This is a genomic window from Pontibacter lucknowensis (assembly GCF_900156415.1).
Taxonomy (GTDB): Bacteria; Bacteroidota; Bacteroidia; order Cytophagales; family Hymenobacteraceae; genus Pontibacter; species Pontibacter lucknowensis.
Map to the genome: position 1 here is coordinate 764,874 of NZ_FTNM01000002.1, position 15,072 is coordinate 779,945.

General features: G+C 48.5%; 13 protein-coding genes and 3 tRNA genes. 7 read left to right on the forward strand and 9 right to left on the reverse strand.

The window, feature by feature from the left end:
• Window positions 1-36: 36 nt before the first annotated feature.
• Window positions 37-3,579: a chromosome segregation protein SMC gene (smc, locus tag BW972_RS09475; RefSeq protein ID WP_076421919.1), complete on the forward strand. Its 3,543-nt coding sequence runs from the start codon at window positions 37-39 to the stop codon at window positions 3,577-3,579.
• Window positions 3,580-3,659: 80 nt separating this feature from the next.
• Here smc and BW972_RS09480 read toward each other — a convergent pair whose 3' ends face one another.
• The 6 genes from BW972_RS09480 to BW972_RS09505 form a co-directional block, all read right to left on the reverse strand.
• The gene (locus BW972_RS09480) at window positions 3,660-4,004 is read right to left on the reverse strand and encodes an MmcQ/YjbR family DNA-binding protein (RefSeq protein WP_007659299.1); all 345 of its coding nucleotides are present in this window, start codon (window positions 4,002-4,004) and stop codon (window positions 3,660-3,662) included.
• A 30-nt stretch (window positions 4,005-4,034) separates the two neighbouring features.
• Window positions 4,035-4,586, reverse strand: a complete 552-nt coding sequence (locus BW972_RS09485; RefSeq protein ID WP_007659301.1) for a 1-acyl-sn-glycerol-3-phosphate acyltransferase — start codon at window positions 4,584-4,586, stop codon at window positions 4,035-4,037.
• A 93-nt stretch (window positions 4,587-4,679) separates the two neighbouring features.
• Window positions 4,680-5,330 carry a hypothetical protein gene (locus tag BW972_RS09490; RefSeq protein ID WP_076421920.1) on the reverse strand — a complete coding sequence of 217 codons (651 nt, stop codon included), beginning with the start codon at window positions 5,328-5,330 and terminating at the stop codon, window positions 4,680-4,682.
• Between the two features lie 118 nt (window positions 5,331-5,448).
• Window positions 5,449-6,219 (reverse strand): patatin-like phospholipase family protein, encoded by a 771-nt coding sequence (locus BW972_RS09495; RefSeq protein ID WP_076421921.1) that lies wholly within the window; start codon window positions 6,217-6,219, stop codon window positions 5,449-5,451.
• Window positions 6,219-7,061 (reverse strand): MBL fold metallo-hydrolase, encoded by an 843-nt coding sequence (locus BW972_RS09500; protein ID WP_040575071.1) that lies wholly within the window; start codon window positions 7,059-7,061, stop codon window positions 6,219-6,221. Before BW972_RS09500 ends, BW972_RS09495 begins: the two co-directional genes overlap by 1 nt.
• Before the next feature lie 200 nt (window positions 7,062-7,261).
• Complete coding sequence (locus BW972_RS09505) at window positions 7,262-8,212, reverse strand: acetyl-CoA carboxylase carboxyltransferase subunit alpha (protein ID WP_007661175.1); 951 nt, start codon at window positions 8,210-8,212, stop codon at window positions 7,262-7,264.
• A gap of 223 nt (window positions 8,213-8,435) precedes the next feature.
• Here BW972_RS09505 and BW972_RS09510 point away from each other — a divergent pair.
• The 3 genes from BW972_RS09510 to BW972_RS09520 all read left to right on the forward strand — a co-directional run bounded on the left by BW972_RS09510 (window position 8,436) and on the right by BW972_RS09520 (window position 8,779).
• Window positions 8,436-8,509, forward strand: a tRNA-Asp gene (locus tag BW972_RS09510).
• Window positions 8,510-8,572: 63 nt separating this feature from the next.
• A tRNA-Asp gene (locus BW972_RS09515) sits at window positions 8,573-8,646 on the forward strand.
• 59 nt (window positions 8,647-8,705) lie between these two features.
• A tRNA-Asp gene (locus BW972_RS09520) sits at window positions 8,706-8,779 on the forward strand.
• Between the two features lie 306 nt (window positions 8,780-9,085).
• On the opposite strand, the gene gmd is transcribed toward BW972_RS09520, so the two are convergent.
• From gmd to BW972_RS09540, 3 genes are all read right to left on the reverse strand, one after another.
• Window positions 9,086-10,198, reverse strand: a complete 1,113-nt coding sequence (gmd, locus tag BW972_RS09525; RefSeq protein WP_076421922.1) for a GDP-mannose 4,6-dehydratase — start codon at window positions 10,196-10,198, stop codon at window positions 9,086-9,088.
• A 53-nt stretch (window positions 10,199-10,251) separates the two neighbouring features.
• Complete coding sequence (fcl, locus tag BW972_RS09530; protein ID WP_262502660.1) at window positions 10,252-11,205, reverse strand: GDP-L-fucose synthase; 954 nt, start codon at window positions 11,203-11,205, stop codon at window positions 10,252-10,254.
• Window positions 11,206-11,459: 254 nt separating this feature from the next.
• Entirely contained in the window at window positions 11,460-12,287 is an 828-nt protein-coding gene (locus tag BW972_RS09540) for a DUF481 domain-containing protein (RefSeq protein WP_007653751.1), read from the reverse strand.
• A 160-nt stretch (window positions 12,288-12,447) separates the two neighbouring features.
• On the opposite strand from BW972_RS09540, the gene BW972_RS09545 reads away from it, so the two are divergent.
• The 3 genes from BW972_RS09545 to rmuC are packed head-to-tail and all read left to right on the forward strand — an operon-like array spanning window position 12,448 to window position 15,037.
• On the forward strand, window positions 12,448-12,921 hold the full coding sequence (locus BW972_RS09545) for a hypothetical protein (RefSeq protein WP_076421924.1): 474 nt from the start codon (window positions 12,448-12,450) through the stop codon (window positions 12,919-12,921).
• Between the two features lie 57 nt (window positions 12,922-12,978).
• Window positions 12,979-13,650 (forward strand): HD domain-containing protein, encoded by a 672-nt coding sequence (locus tag BW972_RS09550; RefSeq protein ID WP_076421925.1) that lies wholly within the window; start codon window positions 12,979-12,981, stop codon window positions 13,648-13,650.
• 55 nt (window positions 13,651-13,705) lie between these two features.
• The gene (rmuC, locus tag BW972_RS09555; RefSeq protein WP_076421926.1) at window positions 13,706-15,037 is read left to right on the forward strand and encodes a DNA recombination protein RmuC; all 1,332 of its coding nucleotides are present in this window, start codon (window positions 13,706-13,708) and stop codon (window positions 15,035-15,037) included.
• Window positions 15,038-15,072: the final 35 nt, after the last annotated feature.

The following is a 15,072-nucleotide window of genomic DNA, read 5'->3' on the forward strand; positions in this document are numbered from 1 at the left end:
TTTTGAGTTTGGTTTGAATAGATTCCGCTGACGCGAATGCAAGTATCAAGATTAGAGATTAAAGGATTCAAGAGCTTTGGCGACCGTGTCGTCATTAATTTTGATGAAGGTATCACAGGTATAGTTGGGCCAAATGGCTGCGGCAAGTCCAACATCGTGGATGCCATACGCTGGGTGTTAGGAGAGCAGAAGACCCGCAACCTGCGCTCGGATAAAATGGAGAACGTCATCTTCAACGGCTCCAAAACCCGCAAGCCGGTGCAGATGGCCGAAGTATCCATCACCTTCGACAACAACAAGGGCATCCTCCCTACGGAGTACTCCCAGGTAACCGTTACCCGCAAGTATTATCGCAACGGCGACAGTGAGTATATGCTCAATGGCGTGACCTGCCGCCTCAAAGACATCAACGAACTCTTCCTCGACACAGGTATAGGCTCCGACAGCTACGCTATCATCGAGTTAAAGATGGTGGACGAGATCCTGAACGATAAGGAGAACTCCCGCCGCTTGCTGTTTGAAGAGGCTGCTGGTATCTCTAAATTCCGGGTGCGCAAGAAACAGACGCTTAAGAAGCTAGAAGAAACTGATGCTGACCTCGAGCGGGTGGAAGACGTGCTTTTCGAGATTGGCAAGAATATGAAAACGCTGGAACGTCAGGCAAAACAGGCAATTAAGTACTTCCAATTAAAGGATGACTATAAAAAATTCAGCCTGGAATATGCGCGCCGCAACATCAACCAGTACCAGCAGACACTGGAGCGCCTGGACCAGGATGTACAGCGTGAAACGGAGTTGAAAGAGAGTTATGTGCTGGCTGTAACAGAAGCTGAAGATGCCATAGCCGACCAGAAAGCGGAACTGAACCTGACGCAGGAGCAACTGGCCGAGATGCAGAAAACCATGCAGGTTCAAACGGCCAAACTGCGCCAGCTGGAAAATGATATAAAACTCAAATCTGAACGCAGCAACTTCCTCAAGGAACGCATGACGCAGCTGCGCCAGCAGATCAGTCAGGACACGGCCAATCTGGAGCATACCCAGGAAAGCATCGTAGAGCTGCGCGATGAACTGATACAGGTACAAGACAGCTTTGCAGGTGCCGAAGAGCAGGTGAATACCTTAAAAGAGCAACTGCAGGAAGCCAATGAACAAAAATTGAGTCTACAGGAGGCATTTCAGGAACTGACCCAGGAACAGCGCAGTAAGCAGAATGCAGTTTTTCAACTGAACAAATCGCTTGAAATCAGCCAGGTACAGATCCAGAACCTGACACAGGACCTGGAGCAGCTACGTCAGCAACAACTTACTGCTGAAGAAGAAGCCGCTGTGCTGCAGGAACAATTACAGGAGGCGCAGGCTGAATTAGAGGAAAAGACCTCTACCCTTGTGAGTCTGCAGGCCAAGGAAGAGTCGCTGCTGCACAATATCGAGAAAACAGAAACTGACATAGAGGGGCTGAAAGAGCAGTTGGTGGTACTTAACCGCAAGCGTGACGCTCGTCAGAACCAGTACAACCTGACCAAATCGCTGGTCGAGAACATGGAAGGTTTTCCGGAGGCGATCAAATACCTGGCACAGTCTGATGACTGGAGCAAACCGGCTCCTCTCCTATCGGATATCATTGTATGTGAACCTGAGTACAAGTCACTTATCGAAAGTTACCTGGAGCCTTACATGAACTTCTTTGTGGTAGATGAGCTGCAGGATGCTGTGGAGGCAATCGCTTTACTCAAGCAGTACAACAAGGGACGCGCAAACTTTATCATCCTCTCCGAGATCGAAGAACTGGAGCCAGCCGCTACCTTTAGCGACGGTTCCCTGAAAGCAGCCTTTGAGGTAGTAAAAGCTGATAAGAAATACAGCAGCCTGCTTAAGTACATGCTGCGCAACGTGTACATCAGCGACGAAACCGAAGAAGACTTCTCAGCAGAGGACTACCGTACCATCATCCTGAAGGATGGCTCTGCCATCAAGAAGCCGCTTAGTCTCTCCGGAGGGTCGGTAGGCCTTTTTGATGGCAGTCGCCTGGGGCGTAAGCAAAACCTGGAGCAGCTGGCTGAAGAGTTGGAGCAGCTCCAGCAGGAGACGGAACTGATGCAAAGCCGCATCAACGCGCAGCAGCAGATCCTGCTCAATTACCGCAGCGAGTCACAGAAGGAGGCGATCAAACAACTGGAAAAAGAGGTTGCCAAACTACAGCAGGACCTGCTCACAGTTCGCATTAAGAACGAACAGCACCAGCAGAACCGTAAAAACTCCGATCAGAAGCAGCAGGAACTGCAGCAGCGTCTTGATGACCTGTATGTACAAAGCCAGCAGGTGTCGCCACAGGCGGAGGAAGACATGCAGGAGCTGAAGCAGCTGGAGGAGCGCTTGGCAGTACTGAATTCTCAGATCAACCAGCAGCAAGAGCAGATCACGGTGATCTCAGGTATGTATAACCAGGAGAACATCCAGTTCCACCAGCTCAAAAACCGCTTCGGATCGCTGCAACAGGAAATCAGCTACAAGCAGAAAACTGTGGAGACCAACCAGGAGCGCATAGCCGGCCTACGACAGGAACTCCAAAAATCCGAAGAAGAAACGGTTGAAGCGATTGATTTCATTGAAGAGAACGAGGCACTGGTGCAGACCATGGTAGAAGCCCGCCGTGAGTTTGGTTACGAACTGGATGCCGTAGAGAAGAAATACTTCAGTCTGCGCGGCGAACTGGACGAGAAAGATAAGACCATACGGGAGCTACAACGCAAGCGCCAGAACGCAGACGAGCTACTGATGCGCATGCAGCAGACCATCAATGATACACGCATCAAGCTTGTATCGGTGCAGGAGCGTTTGGGGGCAGAATTCAACATTGCCACCGAAGAACTGGAGCAGCCTATACCTGAAATGGAGCATGATGGCCTGTTCCAGCTGAGCAATGAGGAACTGAACAAGAACATCTCTGAAATTAAGTCATCGCTCGACAGAATGGGACCTGTGAATGCCATGGCAGCAGAGGCCTATGTCGAGATAGAAGAGCGAAACAGATTTATCACAGAGCAACGTGACGACCTGGTGAACGCCAAAAATGCCCTGATCGATACCATCAACGAAATCGATACTGTAGCGAAGGAGAAGTTCCTGTCTTCGTTCAACGAGATCAAGCAGAACTTCATCCGGGTGTTCCGCAGCCTGTTTACGGAAGAAGATAACTGTGACCTGGTACTTACGGATCCAAAGAACCCACTGGACTCTCGCATTGAGATCATGGCACAGCCGAAAGGCAAGCGACCGCTGACCATCAACCAGTTGTCAGGTGGTGAGAAGACGTTGACGGCTATCTCCCTTCTCTTTGCCATTTATCTGCTCAAGCCAGCTCCTTTCTGTATCTTCGATGAAGTAGATGCACCGCTGGATGATGCCAATATTGACAAGTTCAACAACATCATCCGGACCTTCTCCAACGAGTCGCAGTTCATTGTAGTAACCCATAACAAGCGCACAATGGCTTCCACAGATGTGATGTATGGCATCACCATGATTGAGGCAGGTATATCACGGGTTATACCAGTGGATCTAAGACAGATCGCCTAAAAAACCACCGTACGTAAAGCAGAAGAGCCGCTGATTATCAGCGGCTCTTCTGCTTTATAAATGGATTGAAATTACTGCTGTTAAGCTTCAATTTCTTTCTGCAGCTTCTTTGTGAGTTTTGACCTCACCATTTCATATGACTGTTTAACATAAGTTTCCCACTCCTGCACACTAAGTCTCTCCCAGGACTGTACCTGCACCCACTTGTTACGGGCCATATAGGGGGCGGGAATTATACCTATAGAAGTCGAAAGTTCATCAAAATCTGCATCAGATACTTTGAAAGACACACTCGGAGCGCCTTCCAGGTTCGTGACACAAAACATTTTGCCACCAACCAGAAAGCATAGGTCATTTCCCCACTTCACATCTTCCGTTACACCTTTCAGGCCCAGACAAAAGGTTCTTAGATTTTCTATGTTCATTTGAAATTCAGCTTAATGCAACTCAACACATTACAGCACACCATTTTCAGGAAATTTGCCCTGTTTGGTGCGGTAAAAAGCCTTAATCTTTTCCAGATCTGCTTCTATATCTCCCGTTGGGTAAATAGACGGTCCTATACCTGCTTCCTTCTTAGCATAGTCGACATAGCCTAACACGATGGGTACACCGGCACCTACAGCAACATGATAGAAGCCTAGTCGCCAGCGCGGTTGGTATTTGCGGGTGCCTTCCGGTGTTACGAGCACACACATATCGCCAGGTGTTTCCTTGATGATCTTGATCATGGCGTCTACCATACGTGTGTTCTTTGAACGGTCAATAGGCAAAGCGCCCATCGATTTGAGAAGACCACCAAAAGGGAATTTCATGAATTCCTTTTTGATCGTAAAACGAATAGGCGCCTCCATCATGTAAAACGCGGCACGGGCGAAAATAAAATCCCAGTTACTGGTATGTGGTGCGGCTACCATCACGCATCGGCGTTGGTCTGGAGCCAGGTTCCCGTTTAGTTTCCAGCCTGCAATTTTGAAGAGGAGTTTTGAGATTGCTTTTGCTAACATATAATAGGCTATAAAAAAATGCTAATCCATGACTCAAGACGAGAAAATGGATTAGCATTTCAAATATAGTGTATTCTCAGTAAAAACAGAATCTTAGAGGGCGCGTTTAATCACATGCGATTTCTGGCGCAGTAAATAAGCCTGCAATCCAAAGCCAATCATAGGGCCTAATTCCGTGTAAGCTCGTCCATCTCTGTCTACTTTGCGGAAGTAACGAACAGAAAGCACCGGCTCCAGGGAAAATTGCTTGTTGATGAAAAACGCATACCCGAGGCCTACTCCGCCTTCTAATGCCTTGTACTTGCGGTTTACATCGTTAAAATTATTTAGCCCCGCCAGCATGGTCACCTCACCAAAAACACCGTTAAGCATGTAGTATCGGATAAAAGGACCAGCCAAAATGAAGGTTTCTCTACTTGGCTCCCGATCACTATCTGTCGCATCAGTAATCTTGTTACTCTGGTGAAGCACACTAAGATCAAGGCCAACAGCTAAGTCTTCACGCACAAAATAGCCATTCTTACTTCGCAGGTTAAAATCTATCCGGCGACCCGTAATTTCCTGGCCAGTATTGTTTAGTTCACTGGAAGTGACCTTGTAACTCCCCTGGAGGTTACCGCCTAATAACAAAGAGCCATGTTTTATTTTAGCTCTTATGAGTGAACTCTCATTTTCCTGGGCCCTAAGCGAAAAAACTGTAATAAAAAATAGGGCTACAATAAGGGTAAAGATACGTTGTAGCATAGTAGAGTTGGGTTGTATATGCAGGCTTTTACGATCAATATTAAAAAATAGATTAAAATTTATCTTTTAATATTAACAAAATAACATCAGATAAAGAAATTTTTTTTTACCTATTCCACTAGGCTGAAATAGTTACCTGCAATAGCTCTTTTTTAATGCTCATCGTGTAGGTATAACCGACCTCAAAAAGCTCATCTGCTTTACTGAAACTCATCAGTCTGTAATACTTTAACGCGGGTGGCTCTATGAAAAAATCACAGAGGTGGCGACGTAATTGTACGTTGTTATTTATCGCAAGGTGAGCCGTCCGCTCAATCATGCTCCGAAGGCTGGTAATGCGAGCATCGTGATTAAGTGGATTACTGTGCACACCTATTTTAAAGTCACACTTTCCTGTCAGGGCTTCCAAAGGCAGATTGTCCAGCAAACCGCCGTCATTGAGCAACATCCCCTCATACTGTACCGGTCTATACAGGACAGGCACTGCAGAAGAGGCGATCAGGGGTTTTATAAGATTTCCACTCGAAAAATTAACGGTCACACCAGCATGCATATCTGTTGCCCCTATGATGACAGGGATAGCCAGGTCCTCGAAAGTGGCCTGATCACCCAGGTAGCGGTGGTAAAGCTTTTCTACTTCGTCGAGATGCAGGATGCCCACCTGCCCAATGGCCAGCCGCATGATACGATAGATGCGCAGCTCCTTGATGAGACGCAGTGTGTCATCGGGGCTATAGCCGGCCGCATAGAACACGCCCACTATAGCGCCAGAACTCACTCCTGAAAGTATGGATGGCTTTATACCTAATTCGTCAAAAGCCTTGAGCACACCCAAATGAGCAATGCCCCTGGCAGCACCTCCTGAAAGTGCCAGCCCTATACGCTTCATTAAAGTTCGCTCAGTGAGAAAGTTGTATCAAGCCTCACACCTTTTTCAGTGTGTTGCACAGTGCAGCATTCATTCACGGCGTCATGCTCCAAGTATAGCACGAAGTTCTCGTCGGCTGCCATATTCAGAAACCGGGCTTTCTCATCCAGTGTCAGCAGTGGCCTTGTGTCGTAACCCATGACATAAGGCAGTGGAATATGCCCTGTCGAGGGCAGCAGATCAGCCATGAAGGCCACTTTACGGCCTTTGTAAGAGATGATCGGTACCATCATTTTGTCGGTATGCCCGTCAGCATAAAAGATATCAAACTGCGGGAAAGGCGATGGTTTATTGGGATCGACGAACTGTAAATGTCCGCTCTCCTGCATCGGCAAAATGTTTTCTTTCAAAAAAGACGCTTTCTCACGGGCATTCGGCTCTGTTGCCCATTTCCAGTGATCGGTATTAGACCAGTAGGTAGCATTCGGAAACACAAGCTCCAGGGCCCCGTCGTTATTTTTATATTTTACGCCACCGCCACAGTGATCAAAATGCAGGTGCGACAGAAAGACATCAGTTATGTCGCTATGGGAAAAGCCGGCAGCATGAAGGGACTTTTCGAGCGTGGCGTCACCGTGCAGGTAGTAGTGACTATAGAACTTTGCATCCTGTTTGTCGCCAATGCCATTGTCGATCAGGATGAGCCGGTCTCCGTCCTCGATGAGCAGGCAGCGCATCGCCCAGGTACATAAATTATTTTCATCGGCCGGATTAGTACGCTGCCACAGAGATTTGGGTACTACGCCAAACATGGCACCTCCGTCCAGCTTAAAAAATCCTGTATCGATCACGTGTAGTTTCATAATTCTATAGTGTTGGAGTGATTAAGAGTTAGCATAGCAACCACCGCTTTTTACTGCTGTATTAACGAATGGTTACTGTCATCTGCCTAAAGTTACCAAAACAAAAAGAGGTGGCAAAACCTCTGCAGGCTGCCACCTCTTATATATTTGCTATGTGAGAAACCGGTATTCAGGAATTCTCAAAGTCAAAAAACTCAATTTCAGCCTTCCTGAACCACACCCATGGCAGAAAACTTTTCGATGCGCTGCATGATGCGGTCTTCAGGGGCTATTCCGTCCAGCTCATCCAGCATTTTGCAGATCTCCTTCTTAAGGGTACGCATCATTTTGTCTGGTTCTGTGTGCGCTCCACCTAGCGGTTCCTTGATAATACCATCAATCAGCTTGTGTTGCAGCATGTCGGTTGCTGTTAGCTTCAAGGCTTCGGCGGCTTGCTCTTTGTAGTTCCAGCTGCGCCACAAAATTGACGAGCAGGATTCAGGAGAAATAACAGAGTACCAGGTGTTCTCCAGCATCATAACACGGTCGCCAATGGCTATACCCAAAGCACCGCCAGAGGCGCCCTCTCCTATAATGATACAGATTACCGGTACTTTCAGCATGAACATCTCTTTCAGGTTGCGGGCAATTGCCTCACCCTGTCCACGCTCCTCGGCCTCCAGACCTGGAAAGGCACCAGGAGTATCGATGAAAGTAACGATCGGACGGCCAAACTTCTCAGCCATTTTCATGAGACGGAGCGCCTTGCGATATCCTTCCGGGTTGGCCATACCAAAGTTGCGCATCTGGCGCTGCTTCGTGTTACGGCCTTTTTGCTGACCGATAAACATAACGCTGCGCCCATCTATTTCACCAAACCCACCTACCATGGCTTTGTCGTCACTTACGGTACGATCACCGTGCAACTCCACAAACTTAGATGTTAAACCTGCAATATAATCCAGGGTATAAGGTCTGTCTGGGTGGCGCGAAAGCTGCACACGCTGCCAACGGGTCAGGTTGGCATAGGTCTCTTTCTTGAGCGTCTTTATTTTTTCTTCAAGCGCTTTGACTGCTTCCGAAACGTCTACCTGGCTTTCGCTGGCCAGTTTTTTCATTTCCTGCAGTTTGCCCTCCAGGGCCGCTATAGGTTGTTCAAAATCCAAAAGCATAATTCCTCATTGCTGATTGAAGCACAAATTTAATAGATTACAGTTACGGAATTGCCAATCTTTGAAAATTATCGTCTATTACAAAAAAAGAATATTTGGTTTTGAGCAAGTTACGTTTTTAAGGCAAAAATATAGCACCAAAATGTGTACCTACACTTGCAGAATCAAAATTTACCCTCTACATTTGTGACACTTTAACGGATAGCGTTATCGAAAAACATTTGGTCTGGTAGTTCAGTTGGTTAGAATGCCGCCCTGTCACGGCGGAGGTCGCGGGTTCGAGTCCCGTCCAGACCGCAGCTTAAACCCCTGCGGTTAAACACAAGGTAGAGTAAATGACTCTGCTAATTTCAAGATTTTGGTCTGGTAGTTCAGTTGGTTAGAATGCCGCCCTGTCACGGCGGAGGTCGCGGGTTCGAGTCCCGTCCAGACCGCAGATTTAAACTGCGGTTTATTTTTCAGAGTAGATGACTCTGATTTTTTTCAAATTATTGGTCTGGTAGTTCAGTTGGTTAGAATGCCGCCCTGTCACGGCGGAGGTCGCGGGTTCGAGTCCCGTCCAGACCGCTTAAAAGCTCTTGTGAAAGCAAGGGCTTTTTGCGTTTATAGCCCTCCCCTATACCTATACCTATACCTATACCTATACCTATACCTATACCTATACCTATACCTGTCGTTCCGTCAAAATCTGGCGATAGATGCTTATGTAAACAAAATGCTCCAGTCATACAGGTAAGCTTTGAAAGCAATGAAGTGCAGGTAAACTTTGGATTAGATCTGGAAGGTATAGCAGGGAAAAAATAAAACGGCAGCCCCACCAAAGTGAAGCTGCCGTTTTATTTTTAAGCTATACCTTGTTAGGGGTACAAGCGATTATTCGTGGTAGTTGAGGATGCGGTGACCACCTTCCATCAGGTAAGTGTCGCGCTTGAAGAGCTCGATGTCGTTCTGCATCATGTCCTTCACCAGCGCAGGAAGGTCGTACTTCGGCGTCCAGCCCAGCTTCTCCTTCGACTTGGTCGCATCGCCGATCAACAGTTCCACCTCCGTCGGACGGAAGTAGTTCGGATCTACACAAACTACCTCTTTGCCGATCTCGATCTGGTACTCCGGATTGTTGCAGGCGGCCACGTAGCCTTTCTCGTCCACGCCTTCGCCCTTGAACTCGATCTCGATGCCCACCTCGGCAAATGACATCTTCACGAAGTCACGCACCGTAGTCGTAACGCCGGTGGCGATCACGAAGTCCTCCGGCTCATCCTGCTGCAGAATGCGCCACATGGCCTCCACGTAGTCCTTGGCATGGCCCCAATCACGCTTGGCGTCCAGGTTACCCAGGTACAGGCTATCCTGCAGACCCATTGCAATACGAGCGGCAGCACGCGTGATCTTGCGCGTCACGAACGTCTCACCTCTCAATGGCGATTCGTGGTTGAAGAGGATTCCGTTGCAGGCGAACATGCCGTAGGCCTCGCGGTAGTTCACCGTGATCCAGTAAGCGTATAGCTTGGCCACAGCGTAAGGAGAGCGCGGGTAGAACGGCGTGGTCTCTGTCTGCGGCACGGCCTGCACCAGACCGTACAGTTCCGAAGTGGAAGCCTGGTATACCTTCGTCTTCTTCGTCAGCCCCAGGATGCGGATGGCCTCCAGGATGCGGAGCGTACCCAAACCGTCGGCGTTGGCAGTGTACTCCGGCGTGTCGAAGCTCACCTTCACGTGGCTCATGGCGGCCAGGTTGTAGATCTCGTCCGGCTGCGTCTCCTGAATGATGCGGATCAGGTTGGTCGAGTCGGTCAGGTCGCCGTAGTGGAGCTTGAAGTTGATGTTCTTCTCGTGCGGGTCCTGGTAGAGGTGGTCGATGCGCTCTGTGTTGAACATCGAGCTACGGCGCTTCACACCGTGTACTTTATATCCTTTGCTCAGTAAAAGCTCCGCTAAGTAGGCGCCGTCCTGTCCGGTTACGCCAGTGATAAGGGCTGTCTTCATGTGATATACTTGTTTAATGTAATTCTCTTTTTATGGTTGTATATAAGGTATGACTAAGCAGTCACGTATTTTTCTTTGAAATCGGCATAGGCCAGTGCTATACCTTCGCGCAGCTCAATTTTGTGTTTGAAACCAAGGCTGTGCAGTTTGCCCACATCCATCAGCTTACGTGGTGTACCATCCGGCTTAGACGTATCAAACTCGAGCTCGCCTTCATAGCCAATCACCTCTTTGATCAGCAGGGCAAGGTCCTTGATAGAGATATCCTCTCCCGTGCCGATATTCACCAACTCGCGACCGTTGTAATTGTCCATCAGGTACACACAGGCGGCTGCCAGATCATCGGCAAACAGGAATTCTCGTTTAGGACTGCCCGTACCCCATACGGTAACAGTGGGTGCGCCGTTGTCTTTAGCCTCATGTATTTTTCGGATCAGGGCCGGCAGTACATGCGAGTTTTGAAGGTCGTAGTTGTCGTTATAGCCGTAAAGGTTGGTCGGCATTACGCTGATAAAATTGCTATCGTACTGGTCACGGTAGGATTCGCAGAGCTTGATGCCCGCTATTTTGGCAATAGCGTAAGGCTCGTTCGTCTGCTCCAGCGGTCCGGTGAGCAGGTATTCTTCCTTGAGTGGCTGCGGGGCCATTTTCGGGTAAATGCAGGAAGACCCCAGGAACATCAGCTTCTTCACTCCGTTCAGGTGTGCGGCGTGGATGATATTGGCCTCGATCATCAGGTTGTCGTACAGGAACTCTGCCCGGAAGGTGTTGTTGGCGTAAATGCCCCCTACTTTGGCTGCTGCCAGAAACACGTAGTCCGGCTGCTCGTTCTCAAAAAATTCCTGCACTGCCCGCTGGTTGCGCAGGTCCAGTTCAGAAGAGGTTCTTGTAATGATGTTTTTATACCCATCGGCCTCCAAACGACGCAGAATGGCAGAGCCTACCATGCCCCGGTGGCCAGCAATGTAGATTTTAGAAGTTTTTTCCATCGATAAAAAAGTACAAATGTGTGCAGTTGAAGCACGCTGGACTTACCAGTTATATTGTTTAACGTCACGTATCAGAATTGTGCGTTCTGATTGCGGGAAAATTACTTGAAAGCACAACAGGCACTTGCTCGTAACACATATCCCATGACGCAGCTTACGCCAAAGTCGACTGCATTGTTTAACACAATGCAAATAATATTAAAAAAGTTTGATATAAACTTAGGAAAGAGCGGTGCAAATACTGCACATACTGTTATGAACAAGCTGCTTTACTAAAAATCAACCTGTAGTCCATTCGTGATGGCGTAGATAAACTTCGTGACCGGAACGATGGGTCTGTCCTCGTAGGTAAAGTTGAAGTTGGTGCGCATCGATACACGTCCGACCAACCGTACCGTTAGCCCCAGATCACCGCTGATGCGGTTACGGAAGCGGCTGATATCATCGTCATAACCTGTCTGAAAATAGGCTATGTTATTTGTCTCGACATGCTCTGATAATTTGGAGCGCAGACTGATGTAATTAGTGGACTTGAGCAAATCCGCTACACGGGTTACACCTTCCTGCTCCGGATCTTTCCAGCTTTCGTGCTCATGCATCAGCCCTGTCCCCGCAAACCAGGAAGTATTGTCTGTGCGATAAAGTAGCCAGCGCAAACCCCCGCCTGTCAGAATACGCCGCTCCAGGCCACGGGCAAGGTCTGTCTGGTATTGAGTAAAAAGCTCATAAGACATCTTGCGGCGACTAAACAGATTTACTCTGAAATGGGAGTAACCATTGCTGGCTACGGTGTTGCGCAATTCGCGTGAGTCATAGTTTACCAGCAGGTAGTTATAATAGTTGAGCAGCAGGTAGGTATGCTTTTTGGAAATATAAGCCAGATCCCCGTTGAAAGTCAGCTGCAGAAAGTTGTTAGGGTTGTTACGACCCGCATTGCGGTTGAACATCGAAAAGTTAAGCCCTGCCTTGCCTGTCAGAAAATCAGCCGTGTCACGCTCTACCCTCGAACGCTCAATATTTAGAATCTGGGCATCAGCCTCTGGAGTAGCATAGAAGAGAGAGAGCAACAGAATAATAAATATGGCAGGTATAGTACGCATGATGGTTTACTTGCAAATGAGTAGGTATAGCTGCAAAGGTATAAAGCCCGGGGGAGCTATGAAAATCAGGCTGACATTCATAACATTTGGAGCATCTGCCGTTTTATAATAGAAGGAGATGATACCTCCCCTTACACGTTCACCTATAAGTACCAAGCATATGGCAAGAAGTTCAGCACAACTGGTGGCGGCTATTCGCCAGACAGCCAACCGACTGGCACAAGGCGCCAATTACCAATGGGGTCATATGGGCAGCTGCAATTGCGGCCACCTGGCCCAAACGATTACCCAGCTTGAAAAGGGTTACATACATGGAGCAGCCATGTGGCGACATGGCGACTGGAACGAACAACTGCGCGACTACTGTCCGCAAAGTGGTCTGCCCATGGATGAGATCATCGACCAGATGCTCTCCTGGGGGCTCTCCAAAGATGACCTGGCCCACCTGGAACGACTCTCCGATGCCAAAGTTATCGAAATGCTGTCTCCTGAAAAACGCTACTTAAAACATAACGAGCGAGACGATGTGGTGCTATACCTGAACGCCTGGGCTGAGTTGCTCGAGCTGGATTTGCTAATAGTACCGACCAAACAAGGGATAGCCATTGAAGCTGCGTTAGGTATAAAGGTATAGAACCGCCTTTGTGCCTTTCCAGGATATTTCGCAGTTTTGGGAAATATACCTTATACCATGCAGCAACAAGCCATTATAGACGCAACCGCAAACTATGTAAGAGAACAACTGGAAGGCGAAGGCTCCGGCCATGACTGGTGGCACATCTACCGGGTATGGAAAAACGCCCTCTACATTGCCTCACAGGAAAAAGGAGCCGATACTTTTAAAGTAGAGCTGGCGGCACTGTTGCACGACATAGGCGATCATAAGTTTCATAACGGCGACGATACCGTTGGACCGCGCATGGTGCGGGAATGGCTTGAAAGGCTGCAGGTAAATAATGCCCTGATTGCAGAGATCTGTGCCATTGTCAGTGGCCTGTCTTACAGAGGGGCCGGCACCTCCTCTGCTATGCCTACACTCGAAGGGCGCATTGTACAGGACGCAGACCGACTGGATGCAATTGGCGCTATAGGTATAGCCCGTACCTTCGCTTACGGAGGTCATAAAGGTCGCGAACTGTACAACCCAGCTATAGCCCCTGTGCTGCACGATAATTTTGAAGCTTACAAGTCCAACACAGCACCCACCATCAACCATTTCTACGAAAAGCTGCTTCTCCTGAAAGACCGGATGCATACGTCAACTGCCCATGCCATGGCCGAAAAGCGCCACCATTACATGAAGGATTTTCTGACCCAATTTTATGCAGAGTGGAATGCCACGGATCATTTGGAAGGCGACTGAAAACTAAAAAGGTTAGCATCTGGTTTGAAATGCTAAAAAAACATACCTTTACTGTATGGAGATATTGGTAGGTATAGCAGCATTTCTGGCTGGACTCGTTATAGCTTATCTGGCTATGAAGGGCAAAATAAACGCACTGCAGGATAAGTTTAATCAGGCAGTGGTAGCGCAGGGCGTTCTGGAGGGCCAGGCCCGGCACCAGGCGCAGGAAGCGGAAGTCCTGAAAAATCAGCTGCGGGAGGCCCAGACAGAAACAATGGAGCTGACTAATGCACTGACTAAGACGGAAACAGACTACGAGCACCTGCACCAGCGCATGCATGAGCAAGCCAGGGAACTGGAGCAATTGCGTGAAAAATTCCTGCAGCAGTTCCAGCATATCTCTAACCAGGTGCTCATGACCAATGCCGAGCATTTCAATAAAGCTTCTTCTGAAAACCTGGAACGGATCCTCACCCCACTTAAAGATCGCATCCGTGAGTTCGAAGCGAAAGTAGATCTTACCTATGAGAAAACTCTGAAGGATAGCATTTCGCTGAAAGAACAGATCAATCAGTTGTCGGCCCTGAACCAGCAAATGAGTCAGGATGCACTTAATCTGACGAAAGCCCTCAAAGGCGAAAGTAAAACGCAGGGTAACTGGGGCGAATATCTGCTGGAAAGCCTCCTTGAAAAATCAGGCTTACGCAAGGGTGTGCACTACGAGCGTGAAGAGGTGCGGCAGAATGACGAGCAGAAGGTATACCGCCCCGATGTGATTGTACGCCTGCCCGACTCCAAACACCTGGTGATTGACTCCAAGCTTTCGCTGGTGGCTTACGAAGCCTACTGCAGTTGCGATGATGAGGCGCAGCTGGAGACTTACCTGCGCAGTCACATCAGTTCTATCCGGACCCACTACACCGATCTGGGCCGCAAAAACTACCACCGTCTGAGTGGCATCAACTCTCCGGATTTTGTGCTGATGTATATTCCCATTGAGCCTGCCTTTAACCTGGCATTGCAGCATGACCAAAACATTTTTACAGACGCCTTTGACAAGAATATTGTGCTGGTGACCACCTCCACCCTACTGGCCACTTTGCGCACGGTGGCTGGCGTATGGCGACAGGAGGACCAGAAGAGAAACGTTCTTAAGATTGCAGAGGAAAGCGGGAAACTCTACGATAAGTTTGTGGGTTTTGTGGAAGATCTCAAAACGGTCGGACGCCACCTGGAACAAAGCCAAAGTGCCTATAACGGGGCCATGAACAAATTAACCGAAGGAAAAGGCAACCTGATTCGCAGAGTAGAGATATTGCGGGAGTTAGGGGCCAAGACAAGCAAACACCTGGACGAGCACCTCCTGCAGGAAGCCGTTGCTATTCCAGGTGATGACCATGATTAAAAATCAATAAAGCGGTGAGCAGCCAATAGATGACC